This window comes from Paenibacillus sp. GYB006, from assembly GCF_036577645.1.
Taxonomy (GTDB): Bacteria; Bacillota; Bacilli; order Paenibacillales; family Paenibacillaceae; genus Paenibacillus.
The window spans coordinates 276000-291146 of sequence record NZ_JARBDA010000004.1 but is presented as its reverse complement, the minus strand read 5'-3'; the positions used below and the strand labels follow the sequence as shown (position 1 = coordinate 291146).

12 protein-coding genes and 1 pseudogene are annotated in these 15147 nt (G+C 42.9%); 5 read left to right on the top strand and 8 right to left on the bottom strand.

The genetic code is table 11. The features are described 5' to 3' along the window. Window positions 1–16 precede the first annotated feature (16 nt). Window positions 17–1117 (top strand): GerAB/ArcD/ProY family transporter, encoded by a 1101-nt coding sequence (locus PV403_RS12600; protein WP_332084862.1) that lies wholly within the window; start codon window positions 17–19, stop codon window positions 1115–1117. A gap of 5 nt (window positions 1118–1122) precedes the next feature. Here PV403_RS12600 and PV403_RS12595 read toward each other — a convergent pair whose 3' ends face one another. After that, window positions 1123–2577 (bottom strand): aryl-sulfate sulfotransferase, encoded by a 1455-nt coding sequence (locus PV403_RS12595; RefSeq protein WP_332084861.1) that lies wholly within the window; start codon window positions 2575–2577, stop codon window positions 1123–1125. Window positions 2578–2783: 206 nt separating this feature from the next. Then, the gene (poxB, locus tag PV403_RS12590) at window positions 2784–4511 is read right to left on the bottom strand and encodes a ubiquinone-dependent pyruvate dehydrogenase (protein WP_332084860.1); all 1728 of its coding nucleotides are present in this window, start codon (window positions 4509–4511) and stop codon (window positions 2784–2786) included. A 150-nt stretch (window positions 4512–4661) separates the two neighbouring features. Between poxB and PV403_RS12585 the strand changes: the two are divergent. After that, window positions 4662–4973: pseudogene (locus PV403_RS12585) on the top strand (IS1595 family transposase); the annotation flags it as partial. After that, a complete protein-coding gene (locus PV403_RS12580) occupies window positions 4962–5354 on the top strand; it encodes a DUF3139 domain-containing protein (protein WP_332084998.1) in 393 nt (130 codons plus the stop codon). The pseudogene PV403_RS12585 and the gene PV403_RS12580, both read left to right, overlap by 12 nt. A 161-nt stretch (window positions 5355–5515) precedes the next feature. Here the strand turns inward: PV403_RS12580 and PV403_RS12575 are convergent, their stop codons facing one another. Beyond that, window positions 5516–6061 carry a hypothetical protein gene (locus tag PV403_RS12575; RefSeq protein ID WP_332084859.1) on the bottom strand — a complete coding sequence of 182 codons (546 nt, stop codon included), beginning with the start codon at window positions 6059–6061 and terminating at the stop codon, window positions 5516–5518. A gap of 93 nt (window positions 6062–6154) precedes the next feature. Here PV403_RS12575 and PV403_RS12570 point away from each other — a divergent pair, with 93 nt between their 5' ends. Beyond that, window positions 6155–6904 carry a YqcI/YcgG family protein gene (locus PV403_RS12570; protein ID WP_332084858.1) on the top strand — a complete coding sequence of 250 codons (750 nt, stop codon included), beginning with the start codon at window positions 6155–6157 and terminating at the stop codon, window positions 6902–6904. Window positions 6905–6996: 92 nt separating this feature from the next. Here the strand turns inward: PV403_RS12570 and PV403_RS12565 are convergent, their stop codons facing one another. The 5 genes from PV403_RS12565 to PV403_RS12545 all read right to left on the bottom strand — a co-directional run bounded on the left by PV403_RS12565 (window position 6997) and on the right by PV403_RS12545 (window position 13841). Beyond that, the gene (locus PV403_RS12565; protein WP_332084857.1) at window positions 6997–8115 is read right to left on the bottom strand and encodes a hypothetical protein; all 1119 of its coding nucleotides are present in this window, start codon (window positions 8113–8115) and stop codon (window positions 6997–6999) included. A gap of 19 nt (window positions 8116–8134) precedes the next feature. Then, window positions 8135–9337 carry an MFS transporter gene (locus PV403_RS12560; RefSeq protein ID WP_332084856.1) on the bottom strand — a complete coding sequence of 401 codons (1203 nt, stop codon included), beginning with the start codon at window positions 9335–9337 and terminating at the stop codon, window positions 8135–8137. 182 nt (window positions 9338–9519) lie between these two features. Continuing rightward, complete coding sequence (cysI, locus tag PV403_RS12555; RefSeq protein WP_332084855.1) at window positions 9520–11244, bottom strand: assimilatory sulfite reductase (NADPH) hemoprotein subunit; 1725 nt, start codon at window positions 11242–11244, stop codon at window positions 9520–9522. Between the two features lie 37 nt (window positions 11245–11281). After that, window positions 11282–13126: an assimilatory sulfite reductase (NADPH) flavoprotein subunit gene (locus PV403_RS12550; RefSeq protein ID WP_332084853.1), complete on the bottom strand. Its 1845-nt coding sequence runs from the start codon at window positions 13124–13126 to the stop codon at window positions 11282–11284. A 238-nt stretch (window positions 13127–13364) separates the two neighbouring features. Continuing rightward, window positions 13365–13841: a VOC family protein gene (locus PV403_RS12545; protein ID WP_332084851.1), complete on the bottom strand. Its 477-nt coding sequence runs from the start codon at window positions 13839–13841 to the stop codon at window positions 13365–13367. 180 nt (window positions 13842–14021) lie between these two features. On the opposite strand from PV403_RS12545, the gene PV403_RS12540 reads away from it, so the two are divergent. Continuing rightward, on the top strand, window positions 14022–15053 hold the full coding sequence (locus PV403_RS12540; RefSeq protein ID WP_332084850.1) for a zinc-binding alcohol dehydrogenase family protein: 1032 nt from the start codon (window positions 14022–14024) through the stop codon (window positions 15051–15053). Window positions 15054–15147 lie beyond the last annotated feature (94 nt).

Sequence of the window (15147 nt, the reverse complement as noted above, 5' to 3'; positions counted from 1 at the left end):
AAGGAGCGGAATCAGGATGAGCAGCCGTAAAGAACAAATATCCACGACACAGATCATTTATATGATCATCATGTTTGAAATCGGCAGCTCAATGATCGTGAGTCCTGGCAAAGATGCAGGGCGTGATTCCTGGATTGCTGTAGGTATGGGAGCGATTCTCGGTTTGATAGGTGTACTACTGTTTCTTGGGATTCAAAAAAAGGCTCCAAAACTTGATCTAATTGAGATACTACAGCATGCTTTTGGCAAAATTGCCGGGTATGCTCTCGGTGTATTATATTTCTTGTACTTCAGCTATGAAGCCATGCGGAATGTTCGTGATTTGGGAGAATTAACATCATTGTCTATTCTCCCGCTCACACCCATGTACATAACTATGCTTATTTTCGTACTAACTGCTTCTTATTTTCTCTGGCAAGGATTTGAGGTGATTTCTAGATTTCCCGAGATTCTGCTTCCCATTATCGCCCTTCTATTTGGAACCATTATTTGTTTAATGATTGTACTCGGATCAGTTAACTTCCGTGAGTTAACCCCGATATTGGAACATGGCTTCATTCCTGTACTGAGTACTTCGATACCGGGAACCCTAACGCTTCCCTTTGGACAAATGATCGTATTCTTAATGATATGGCACAAATGGAACAAACCAGGGGTCCCGATGAAAGGAATTCTTTTTGCATACTTAGGTGTCAGTCTCTTTCTTGTATTTCTTACCGCAATATTGATCGCCATACTTGGTCCGGAGCTGAACTCTATTATTTATTTACCCTTCGTTAAGTCAGCTCGTACTTTATCTAATCTGAAGTTTATCGAAAGGATTGATATTCTCGTCGTCTTGCTCCTTTACTTTAGTCTGTTATTCAAAATGGTAATTTTTTATTATTGTGCAGTACAGAGTCTTGTTCGCTTAACTACAGTTCAAATTAAAAAATGGATTTTGCCGGTGGGCGGTATCATCTATGGAGCTTCTTTTATAGAAAAAGACTTCCACCAGCATTTGGGATGGATGAAGACAAGCGCTTACGTGTTTACCTTGTTACAATTTGGGTTTCCACTAATCCTTTTTATCTTACTGATCATAAAGCATCGCTCTAGTTCAAAACGTGCCGCATAATCCATTCACTCCGCTACATCTGCATCTTTGAGCAGTGATTCATCTGTGGTAGCTACACAAAAGGCTCCATCATCATAGGAGACGGCTCCTTCAATGACTACGGTAACGGCAGCCCCTCTTGGCGCAGCACCAGGCAAACGGAAATCGGCAACGCTGATCGGGGCAATCTCCGTCTGAACCGGAAGTTTAAGCTGTGGTACCCATTCGTAAGGGACTCGGTAAGCACGGTATACCATGTTCGCATTTCGTTTATTTTTATAGGGGGAAATATACTCCCATACCAGTTCATGATCTCTTGTTACCTCAAATATTCGTCCATCTGCTCCCTCTGTAATTAGCGTATTTCCATTTGGCAAACGCTGCGCAGAGCTGATATACGGACTATAGAATCGGTATGAATCCAGCGGAGCAACAAATCCTGCTTCTGTAGGCGTGTATTGCCATTCAATCTCAAGAGTAACGGGATTAATCTCAAGCACGCGTGAGTAGTCACGACGAGCCACTTTTAGCCCATCAGAGGATACCGGACCAGGCCGGCCATAACCACCCCAACCACCATTATCAAAAATAAGGATGTTTCCTTCTCCAGGAAGACCTTTGGGTACAAGATGAGCATGATGTTGACCGATAATCCAGCCAATGTGCTTCGTTTCTTCCGTATCATAGTTTGGCCCAAGCTGCCAGACAATGTTTCCGGATGTTTTATCAATAATAGCGATAATATTCGATTCTCTTGCATCCCATATGATGTTATCTGGATGAAAACGTTGGTCACCCGCATCATAATGTTTATTGGGTCCAAGAACCGAAACGGAATTAATATGCATCCAGTCCCCTGCATGTTCACCAAATCCCCGAGTATTGGGATCTTTATAAATCGCTTGTTTTGCTTCCTCATCAAATCCAAGTTCATCAAAATGGTCACTGACGGCCCATTCCCACACGATATTGCCTTCATAATCAACTTCAATAATCGTATCATCAAGCAGTTCGATATCAGATATTTCAGGACGGTTTACATTTTTATGAGCCAAAATAAGAGTGTTACCCGAGTCAATCTTCGGCTCTTGATTAGGAGCATAGTACCCCACAGAGCTTCCTTCACGCTGATAATCATGATGCTGACGAGCCATCCATTCTCCGCTGTGTCCAGGATCTTCAATCCACTCGTAATGGTCGAATTTCCATACCACATTACCGTCCCAATCAACTTGAACCAAATTGGCTTCATCCTGAAATCCATACTTCGGATCTCGCTCTGCGGTGCTTCCAAGAACGTAACCGCCCGGGAACAGTTTATTCGGGAAACCTCTAAGCCCTTTCCATAAGCGCACTTCTCTCCCATTCATATCAATGAGCAGAGCGCCCGTATCTGCGGCTTGAAAGATGGTGTAACCACTCCATGCTTTGTTAGGTAAATAAACGGTGGTTCCTGTCGGATAAATTGTAGGGTGTCCCATGTATCTATCTCCTCTCGTTCCTATGTAACAGCGTTTTTAAGCTTTGCAGATATACAAAAAGGCTCTAGGCCTCTCTAATCATAAGAAAAGAGAGACTTAGAGCCTTTGGCTGTCCAATCGGCTTAGCTATGGAGAATAGATTAAACCAATTATTCCCAGTAGTCAAGTCTGTATTATGAAATTGACCATCCATGGTATCTTACCAATTATCTTAATAGGTTACTTTTCGCGAGATCAATGATTTTATTACCTTCTCCATTCAGCAATGCTTTTGCAGCCCATATCGTGAAACCTTGCGCTTGCTCTAGACTAATTTTCGGCGGCATAGACAGTTCTTGGCGATTCACTGCCACATCTACAATAACAGGACCATCAATCATGAAAGCTCGTTCTAAGGCCGCTGGAAGATCTTCTGGCTTATCGACTCTGATTCCTTCAATCCCAAGACCACTTGCTACAGCTGCAAAGTTTGGATTTGCAAGGTCTGTCCCTGTCTCTAAATATCCTGCTGCTTTCATCTCGAGTTCCACAAAACCAAGTGCATCATTGTTATACACAATTACTTTGATGGGGAGCTGATGCTGTTTAAGCGTTAGTAGATCTCCAAGCAGCATCGAAAGTCCGCCATCCCCGGAGAGTGAAATCACTTGGCGATCCGGAGTAGCTACCTGAGCACCGATGGCTTGTGGCAAAGCATTTGCCATGGTTCCATGAATAAACGAACCTAACAGACGGCGCTCGCCGTGTAGCTCTAAATAACGAGCAGCCCAAACGGTAGGTGTTCCGACGTCACAAGTGAAGATTGCATCATCGGATGCCATTTCATTGATTAGACGAGTTACATACTGAGGATGGATCGGCGTATGCCCCGGTTTAAATTCAGCATATCCATCAAGTTCTTTCCGATCTTTTACATAACGTTCCACAGACTTCTCCAGATGTTTTGTATCTTCTTTTATCGTTAGATAAGGCTGTAGTTTCTGCAGCGTATCCTTTACCGTTCCGCATAATCCATACGTAAGAGGAGCCCGTCTACCCAAATGGGATGCATCGATATCCACTTGGAGTATGGTTGCATTCTCCGGATAAAACTGCCGATAAGGGAAGTCAGTACCGAGCATGAACAGGACATCACAGTCCATAACTGCTTTGTATCCAGAAGAGTATCCAAGAAGACCCGTCAGACCGACGAAATACGGATTATTGTCTTCTAAATACTCCTTACCGCGCAGAGCCGTTACCATAGGGGATTTCAAAATACTACAGAGCTCCATGAGCTCTTTGCGAGCATCTTTTGCCCCTGCCCCGCAGAGCAAAGTTACATTTTTACCTGCATTCAAATACCCAGCAAGGATTGCTAATTCCTCTTCAGAAGGATGAATCACCGGTTTCGTAATATACGAAGTTTGCTCGGGCACTTCATCTTCTCCTGCTTCTAATGCCGCGATATCCCCGGGCAGAATAACAACAGATACCGTGGAGTTAGCAACAGCTGTCTGAATCGCCATCGAAATCGTTCGAGGCATTTGTTTTTTTGTCATAATCACTTCACAGAAAGCACTGCATTCCTGGAAGATTTGCTCCGGATGTGTCTCCTGAAAATAACCGCTGCCGGTTTCGTCACTTGGAATTTGCGCAGCCAAGGCCAGCACGGGTACACGATTTCGGTAACAATCATAGAGTCCATTAATTAGATGGAGATTCCCAGGTCCGCTGCTCCCTGCACATACAGCAATACTTCCTTCTAATTCCGCATCCGCGCCTGCTGCAAATGCAGCCACTTCTTCATGCCGTACATGAATCCATTCGATTTTTCCTGATCTTCGAACGGAGTCGAGTACCGCATTCAAAGAATCGCCAACGATTCCATAAATCCGTTTCACTCCTGCGTTAATAAGAGAATCTACTACCGCATCTGCAATTGTCTTTTTCATGTATCCTCATCCTTTTCTAGTATAATCTTGAGGCAAATAGGAATCTGAACCCGATCTTGCATCTGATTATCTATACCCGAATAGGCAAGAACAGTAACGCTATTTCATAAAAGCTCCTTAATTTATATATGTAAATTCATTCATAACGATAGATCAAAGCTGGATGAAGCGATTGGTGGACATCTATCCGACTCAAACGTGCTTTGCACTGATTCATGGAGAGCATTCAGCTTTTATGCGAATTCAAAAGGATTGGCTCATTACCGATTCAAATCCATTGGAAAACAGCGCGTTAAGGACGTTTACCATATCCAAAACGTAAACAGTTACTACAGCCGCTTGAAGAAATGGATGGAGCGTTTCAATGGTGTTGCAACCAAACATTATTTGGCTTGGTTTCGTTACTTAGACAGCAAGGAATATGAGAATACCACATCGAATAAGAAAGATATGTTGGTCAAAATGTTTAGGGAGAAGATATGCATGATATTTAAGAGAAATGTTGCTTTGCTAATTATTATCTTGACAATGAGTATTCTTTCAACTGCTTGCAATATATTTTCAGGACCACCAGAATCTGAAGAATCGGTTAAACAGAAAGTGGTCGCTCATCTTGTTTCAAAAGGCTACAAAGAAAATGAGTTTAATATCGAAGTTAAATATAATAAATCAGGAGAAGGTAAGTTCGGAGGTCCTTATGCCATTAATGTAGTTTTTAACGATGAGCCGAACGTAATTTATGTTTATAAATATAACTATAAATCAGAAAACAAAGATATAACTCAAAATGGCGTTGCTCCTATGGAAGGTAAGGATGATAAGAATTTTAAACATGCTGAGTAATTCCTTATTACCTCATCGACCTAACGAAGCACGATAACTTATTAAACCGCCCTTTATAGGGCGTTTATTTTTTGACTAATCATCAACATTGAGATTTAACATAGCCAAAATAAAAGAAGAATGCCTTTTGGCATCCTTCAAACTTTCACAACAATTTTATGCTAACTATTTGTTTTACTCTGCTTTTCAAGGCGGGGCCAAAGCGTGTAGCTTGCACTGATCAATAGATCAAAAACAAGGATAATAGACCAGACCTTTATCGTTTCTCGGAAAGGTTCCGAATTCAACTCGTTATTTATCCAAATTATCATACCGTATAGCAGCGAGCAGCCAATCAGCCAAGACACCAAGTGGGCGGCAAAGCCTCGCATTTCTTCTCTAGCATGTTCTTTTCCATACTTCTTCTGCGGTTTTGGCCCTTTGGCAAACCAATAAGCAAACCTCTGATCCATCCAACTAATCATTCGATGTCCTAGCCCGATCGACACACCAATATATACAGCAGCTAGTGCGTGAGCAAACGTCGCTGGGGCACCATTTTGAAGACTAATTACAGTAGCAACAAGCAGAGCAAGATCAATGACCGGAGTACAGAAGAGAAGTATATTTCCGAGTCTTTTCTTATGTAATACATACCTGCAGTAGAGACCGCCCAATACGAATATCCAAAATCCAATTTCACAAGCAATGATAAAAGTTATGATCATCTATTCGTTCCTTTCATGCTAAAACTAAATAGATAGGACAAACACACATAACGACCTCCATTAATACGTTAGCAACAAAGGAGGAAGTCATACATGCTCTTGTTTGAGAAAGAAAAACTAAGCACTTTGTCACTAGGGGGATGGCAGCAAGATGCCTTTCAACTTTTTGAATTGAAAATGACAGATAAAACACATAAGTTTCCTTGTATACCTGCTACAATTGGATTTAAATTAAATCACTTTAGATATGGTTTTCTTAGTGATCCGAGGTCCGATCAGGCAGCTGATGAACTTGCTGAACTGCTGAGTATGTATGGAGAGCAGTCTCAAGCATTTGGTAAATACACTTCATTAATTGCTTTCTTCGATACTCCGCCAGATATACAAAAGAACTACCAGGTCTCTGATTATCGTCAATTGTTCTGGGACCTCCTAAGTAAAGTTAGCAGCAGGGATCAAGAAGAATGGCCCTCTCATATCCCAACCGATCCGCACCATCATGCATGGGAATATTGTTATGCGGGCGAACAGTATTTTATGTACTGCGCAACCCCCGCACACGATTGCAGACAAAGCCGCTATTTCCCGTATTTTATATATGCGATAACGCCGCGCTGGGTACTTACCGAGTTTAATTCCAATGCTCAAGCATCTGCACAGCTCAAAACAAAAATAAGAGAACGAATTGAAGCTTATGACGAGGTGGGTATTCATCCCGATCTCCAAACATACGGAAGTCAGGACAATTATGAATGGAAGCAGTATTTCCTAAATGATGATAATACTTCGACGGCAGAGTCCAAGTGTCCTTTTGCTCATCTTCATCTTAAGAAACAAAGCTAGATTATCAACAGGAACCTACCCCGAGTTGACGTAAAAAAGACTGCTCAATGAAGTTGAGCAGTCTCGGTCGTAGGTATATAAATTCAAAGGGATTAATCAGAGAAGTTAGCAGGCTTCAAATCAATCTCCGTAAATGCTGATTCCTGCCCATTAATGAGGAGTGCGATTTGGTGAACCCCTACATAATGCTTGCGGGTCGTTAAATCAGCCCAGCGGTGTTTTCTAGATCCACTGAGACGTGTTCCTCCCGCTACCGTTTTATCAGACAATAGAAACTTCTTACGTGAAACTTGTCCGCTCGACTTCACAAAATCTATTCCATACTCGATACGCAGCCGCGCAGGATCGCCTTCCCTTACAATTAGGTTATAACTAAGATCACAGCTTTCTCCGATGTGCAAGGCGGCTGGACTCGCCGTAATCGCTGCCTCAGTTACTAATGCTGCCCCTTCCGCTGATTCAGCATATCCGAAGAGAGCCATCACCTCTGGTTCTGCTTTACGTATCAGTGTTCTGCAGCCGTGTCTTACAATCCAGTCCGTATGGGGGTCTTGCCCAATCCATCTACGCGCCGTTTCTATTACGATATTCGGATGATCCTTGGCTATGTCATTTAAGTTATTGGCAACACTCTTGCGTACATATAGAGAAGGATCTGCCTTTAATTGTTCCAGAATCGGAAGAATCGGAGCTGGATCTTGTTTAAATAGGGTGAGCGCCTGTCCCCAAGGCAGTCTAGGTCTGCACCCTTCACTAGCTAAGCGTCTTACATGGTCAACAGGATGTAGAGACCATTTTATCATTTGTTCCATCATTCTTTCCGGATGGCGGATAATGAATGGCCTTACTGCAAACTCCGCAGAGGAGTGCTGTGTGAATTTTTCTAATGCCTGCATGGATAGGTCCCAATGCTGTTCCTCTTGACCAAAGACCTCCACAAAGTCTGGCATGATCAGATATGGAAAACCGGAACAAAATTCGTTCACGGTAAATAAGATCTGGATGGAATCTTCGTAATTCTCAGGTAAAAAAGATCCCATCGCTAACGTGATCGTACGCATTCGTTCTTTTAAAGCTTTCTCTTCCCAGTTCTTATCCATGACTTGCTGAATGAAGGATTCTACTGAAAAAGGAGAATAAACAGCTGATATTTTTTGACTTAACTGAAGCAAAAAAGCTTCATTATATACATTTTTAAGCGGCTCTGCCACGGTAACACGTCCTTATAGATTACTGATGCTGAATCATACGGTTGACCTTTTCTGATCCCATAAACATGGCAACGATGAAAAGGAAGACCACAACGGGAAATAAAGCAACGGTCCATTGCGATGCAAGTACGCCGAACAATGGTGGAAGAAATGTCGTTCCTGTATAAGCAACGGCCATCTGATATCCCATTATACGTGAAGAGTGCTCCTTGCCAAAACGGACGGGTGTTTCATGCAGTAAGCATGGAAAAATCGGGGCAAGTCCTAATCCGATGAGAACAAGACCAAAGAGAGCAAATATGCTATGTAAAGGCAGCAGCAGGAGTACTACACCACAAAGCGCGGTTATTTGTCCCATACGAATTAAGGTTTGATTACTCACTTTTAACGTAATAAATCCCGTAATCAATCTGCCTACGGTAATTCCTCCATAATACATGGATACCCACGTTGCCGCCGTCTCGGCAGATAACTCTTTTATTCCCACCAGAAAGCTCGCTCCCCATAACCCTACAGTCATTTCAACTCCACAATAGAATAAGAATGCAATGAGCGTAACCTTCACGCCTCTAATTTTTAGTGGTTTTATTCCAGTTTGGTCAGAATCTGCGCTCTGCTCTTCTTCTGCACCTGTAGAAGCACCCTTCGCTTCTGGACCAGAAGACTGATGCAGTGCAGCGACCTTTTTCCACAGCGGTAGTGTCACAAAAAGCAGTATAACGAGTCCGAACTGGACAAATGCAACAGCAGTATACCCATTTCTCCACCCATTACTTGCAATATAAAAGGACATAATAATAGGACCTGCGGTCGCACCTACTCCCCAAAAACAATGAAGCCAGCTCATATGATGTGCTTTGTAATGAGTTGCAACATAATGATTAAGCCCTGAATCAACCGCCCCTGCGCCGAGTCCAAGTGGAATCGCTAACAATATAAGCCATGCTAGAGAGGGAGCAAAAGAAAAGCCAAACAATGCGCCTGCTGTCATTACACAGCTGATCAGCGTGACTAACCCCGTCCCTAACTTTTCAATAATTTTCCCGCTCGCAAGGCTGGATACGATCGTTCCCCCTGCCACTACCATAGATAAAAGACCTGCTGATTCAAAAGATGCGCCGATATCTGGCTGCATAACCGGCCAAGCTACACCAATCAATGAATCTGGTAATCCTAAGCTAATAAAAGAAAGATAAATAATAACCAGAAATAATGTTGCCATGTTGAAGTACCACCCCATCGTATGTAATTACATGTTATGTAGACTCTGCTATAGATGGCCGCTCAGCATCTTCGCATACGTTATCATTAACCTTATGTATTTTCAACGATTTCTTTGTATGTCAAATGATATAAAAACAAATAGAAGAGGCGCCTGTACTAGGCACCTCTGTATACTATCGATTACGCATGAAATTGCTGACCGTCATAAACTGCTGCTACGTACTCCGCACGGATCACGAAATCACCGAAGTGTTCACCATCGTAACGTTCTACAGCATATCTTGAAATGATCGGCTCAAGAGATTCCAAAATCTCGGTTTCCCCGATGTTTTCCTTATAAAGTTTATTAAGACGAGATCCATTATGAGCTCCGCCTAAGTACATATTGTACTTACCAGGACCTTTTCCAATAAACGAAAGTTCTGCGAGCATCGGACGAGCACATCCATTAGGACAACCGGTCATCCGAATCACAATCTCTTTATCACGAAGGCCATTACGTTCGAGCATAGGCTCGATTTTGTCCATTAAGGAAGGTAAATAACGTTCAGATTCAGCCATAGCCAGTCCGCAGGTAGGAAGCGCAACACAAGCCATCGAGCTTCTGCGAAGAGCAGAATAATGAAGTCCATCTGTGAGTCTGTATTCCTGAATCAATTTTTCAATCTTCTTCTTGCTTTTGTTCCCTACATTACCAATGATCAGGTTCTGATTCGCTGTTAAGCGGAAATCCCCTTTGTGAATCTTGGCAATTTCGCGAAGTCCTGTCATGAGCGGGTAATCCTCAAGATCTACGATACGGCCATTCTGGATAAACAGCGTGAAATGCCACTTCCCATTGCTTCCTTGAATCCAGCCGTAACGATCTCCGTTATGATCAAATTCATAAGGTCTTGCTTCTTCCAGGGAATAACCCAGTCTTGCGGTTAATTCATTCTTTAGCCAGCCTATACCGCGGTCATCAATCGTATATTTAAAACGAGCATGCTTCCGAACCGCACGATCTCCGTAGTCCCGCTGAATGGTTACAATTTTCTCAGCAATATCAACCATTTGCTCAGGCGTGCAGAAACCAATGACCTTACCAACTTGCGGATACGTCTTGGTATCTCCGTGAGACATTCCCATCCCGCCGCCGACAGAGACATTAAATCCCTTCAGTTTCCCATCTTCTACGATGGCGATAAGACCTAAATCCTGTGAAAATACATCGACATCATTCATTGGAGGTACTGCAATCCCGATCTTAAACTTACGCGGTAAGTATACAGCTCCATAGATCGGTTCTTGTTCCCATTCGTTGTCACGGCTATCGATAATCTTCTCTTCATCCAGCCAGATCTCGTGGTAAGCACGCGTTCTCGGATCGAGATGCTCACTTACTTTGCGAGCCCACTCGTATACTTCTTCGTGTACTTCAGACTGGTAAGGGTTCGGATTACACATTACGTTCCGGTTTACATCCCCGCACGCTGCCAAGGTGCTGAGCAGCGCATCGTTTACTTCACGAATGGTATTCTTTAGATTCCACTTCAGTACTCCATGCAGCTGAAAAGACTGACGAGTGGTTAAACGGATGGTGTCATTACCATACTTATGTGAGATACGGTCCATCATAAGCCATTGTTCTGGCGTGACCACTCCACCTGAGGCGCGAACACGAAGCATGAACTGATATGCCGGCTCAAGCTTTTGTTTGGCACGCTCATTACGCAAGTCACGATCATCCTGCATGTAACTTCCGTGGTGTTTCATTAACCGGTTATCATCTTCCGGAATGGATCCTGTGATTGGATCTTTTAAAGTTTGGACAAGACTTCCTCTTAAGAAATCACTGCGGCGTTTAATCTCCTCGACATCACTGTGAGGCGCATTCTGAGGTGGATAAAGTTCATTTATAGCCATGCTGGAATCTCCTCTCGTATCTATTAAAGCCGTAGGCTTAATAGACATCACGCTGGTATCGTTTTTGCTGTTGAAGCTCTATCAGATAATCGGTTGCTTGTTCCATCGTCATGCCGCCTTCTTGTACAAGGATGGCAGCAAGCGTGGAATGAACGTCGTGTGCCATCTTTTTCTCATCCCCACATACATAGATGTATGCACCTTCTTGCAGCCACTCATAAATCTCTCGGCTTCTTTCCTGCATCCGGTGTTGAACGTATACTTTCTGATCCGTGTCACGGGAGAAGGCAACATCCATATTGGTAAGAATTCCGTCTGCAAGCCAGCGCTGCCATTCCACTTGATAGAGAAAGTCGGTTGCAAAATGCTGATCTCCATAAAAGAGCCAGTTCTTGCCCTCGCTGCCGCTTTCTTCTCTTTCACCAAGAAATGCTCTAAACGGCGCAACACCCGTACCTGGTCCAATCATGATGATCGGCGCGTCAGGGCTATCAGGAAGCTTAAACCCATCATTATGCTGGATAAAAACAGGTAATGTCTCCCCTGGCTGAATGCGTTCTGCCAGTTGTGTAGAGCATACTCCGTACCGATTACGTCCTTTGTGTTCGTAGCGAACTGTACGCACCGTCAAATGCACTTCATCTGGATAAGCACTTGGACTGCTTGCTATCGAATATAGTCTAGCTGGAACTTTACGAAGCACAGATACCAAGTCTTTAGCAGATACACCTTCGAGCTTGTAATCCTGTATAAGATCAAGTAAATCATGTTCCGAAATATAACTGCGGAGCTGTTGTTCATTGCCTGGTTCAAGCAGTTTTCTCAGTTCAGCATTTGCTGTAATCTTCACAATCTGCTCAAGCAGCGGTTTGGTAAGAACGGTAATTTCATAATGGGATCGAAGAGCTTCTCTTAATGAAACTTCGCCTTTATTTTTGGATAAGGACACGAGTTCTTCTGCATTCCACCCCGAAGCTGAGATGATATCTTCAACAAGTTCCGGGTGATTCTGCGGATAAATTCCGAGACTGTCGCCTGCCTGATAAGTGAGCCCCGAACCTTCCAGTGATAATTCCAAATGCCTTGTTTCCCGGTCCGATCCTCGTCCGTTCAGATTCAGATTCTCAAGCACTTCAGCCTGGAATGGATTGGAGCGGCTATATACTGACTCTGTGGCAACAGATGCTGCTGCACCTACACTGCTTACACTTACTAGATTTGCGGCCGACTTCTCACCCAGGGATTCTAATACCTGACTCATCCATTCCGCAGCAGATTCATCAAAATCAACATCACAATCGATACGCGGTGTCAGACGACTTGCCCCAAGTTCTTCAAGGCGTGTATCAAAATCTTTACCTGTTTGGCAGAAGAACTCATAAGAGGTATCCCCAAGCGCAAGAACGGAATATTTCAGCTGTTCAAGCTTCGGTGCACGTTTACTATTCAAAAACTCATGGAATGCAATCGCACTATCCGGCGGTTCCCCTTCTCCATGAGTACTGACTACAATGAGGAGGTTTTGAAGCTTTTTAAGTTGGTTTGTCTTAAAATCACTCATCGAGCTCAGATTCACTTGGAATCCTTGCTCCTCCAGTTTTTTCGTCATTTTTTTAGCTAGGCTGCTACTATTACCAGTTTGAGAACCGAATAGCACTGTAATGTCTTTACTAACTACAGCTGCAGGAGCTGAAGTCTCATTGATCGTAGAAACTGGACTGCTTGGTCCATCACTAGAAACAACTTGAGTTCCAGCAGCTTGTTTGGCGGTAAAATATCCACTTAACCAAATGAGCTGTGTTTGTGATAGAGTAGGTAATAAACGATTAAGTAGTTCCGTCTGTTCCTGAGTAAATGGGCTGTTATTCGCCTGAAGTTCCAATAAGATCCACCTCGGATGATTGAATTTAATTCTCAGTAAGTTCATCAGAATTATTTATCTATACTGAAACTACCACAGCTGTTAATACCTGGTCAATTAGAATCATCTTATAGCACTTATTAGTTAAGCTGATAAACCTTATTAGGAACCCCTATTCGTATCCAAAATAAAAAAAACTCCCACAAGATCAGGTCCATGACCCAAGTGGAAGTTCTCCTTATTTCTTATAGATAAAACGTTAGTTTTCTTTATTTCCATACATTAGTTCCGTACTTTTGTTATATAATTCAAGAATATTTCCGAACGGATCTTCGCAATACTGCAGGTAATAAGGTTTATCAGTCCTCGTATTCCACATTTCACTTGTCTTTTTACCGCCTGCAGCCTCAATCCGGTTAGCCACCGCTTCAATATCGTCTACCAGCAAACAAAGATGAAAGAATCCATCATATTCTCCCTTTGGCACCTGTTGTCTTCTCGGCTCCTCGAATTCAAATAATTCAAGTCCCACCTGATTCCCACAAGTTAAATGAGCATTTCGCATTTTCCGTACTTCCTGTCCTTGCAGGTCGTTTGTCATATTATGTTCATTCTCGCTTTTTTGATCGAAAGAGTATGGACCTGCTATTTTTTCAAAACCGAGCACTTCTTCATACCAACGTATCGCTTGATCTAAATCTGGAACGGATAATCCGATATGTGTTATTACGATCATCTGTACATCCCTCCTCCCTCTTCTTACCCTTTTTATAAGAATCATCAATCATAAACATACATTCTCCATAGATTCCTCCGTGAATATCATCACTGCATAGCTCCGCAAAAACATGGTTAGTAATATAGGGAGTGTATGATGAGAGAATGAAGAACATATGTAAAAAGGAGAGGATTCATCATGTCAGATAAGCTAATGAAAGCGGTGGGGTTATATAGATACTTACCTATTGAAGATCCAGAGAGTCTCATGGACTTAACCATAGAAAAACCAACTCCGTCCGGTCGAGATTTGCTAGTAAAAGTAAAGGCGATCTCTGTAAATCCCGTAGATACAAAGGTCCGAGCACCTAAGGATAAAAAAGAAGAACAGCCCAAAATACTTGGTTATGATGTGGCGGGTATTGTGGAAGAAACGGGTGAATCCTGCACGTTATTTAAACCAGGAGATGAAGTATTCTACGCGGGAACAATCACTCGCCAGGGGGGAAATAGTGAATTTCATCTTGTTGATGAGCGGATCGTAGGAGGTAAGCCTGCTTCATTATCTTTTGCAGAAGCTGCAGCTCTGCCTTTAACAGGCCTAACTGCTTGGGAAGGGATGTTTGATAGAATCGGCATCTCTGAAAATGCGAATGATAATCAGAATAAAACACTCCTTATTATTAGCGGAGCAGGTGGAGTGGGTTCGATCGCAACGCAGCTAGGTAAGTATGCTGGTCTAACAGTCATTGCTACGGCCTCTCGCCCGGAATCTATCAACTGGGTTAAGAAACAAGGCGCAGATCATGTGGTAAATCATAGAGAAGATCTGGTCTTTCAAGTTAGAGAACTAGGTTACACCTATATTGACTACATCTTCTGTCTAAATAGTACGGGAGAGCATTATGAAGCGATGTGTGAACTGATTGCACCCCAAGGGACAATAGGAACTATCGTTGAATCGGATCATCCCCTCGACCTCTCTCCGCTGAAAAGCAAAAGTGCAGGATTGGTCTGGGAGTATATGTTTACTCGGGCCATGTATGAGACTGAAGATATGATCAGACAGCACGACATCCTTAATAAACTAAGTACTCTTGCGGATCAGAAGAAGATCCAAACGACACTTACGAAGAGACTTGAACCAATCCATGCAGCTAATCTCAGAAAAGCTCATTCCATCGTCGAACAAGGGAATATGATTGGAAAATTGGTACTCGAACATTTCTAACAAAATAGAAAAAAGGGACAGCATGCTCGCTGTCCCTTTTTTCATTCAAATATAAGAAGAAAATTTGCAAGAATCATTCCTTGTTATCCTTCTG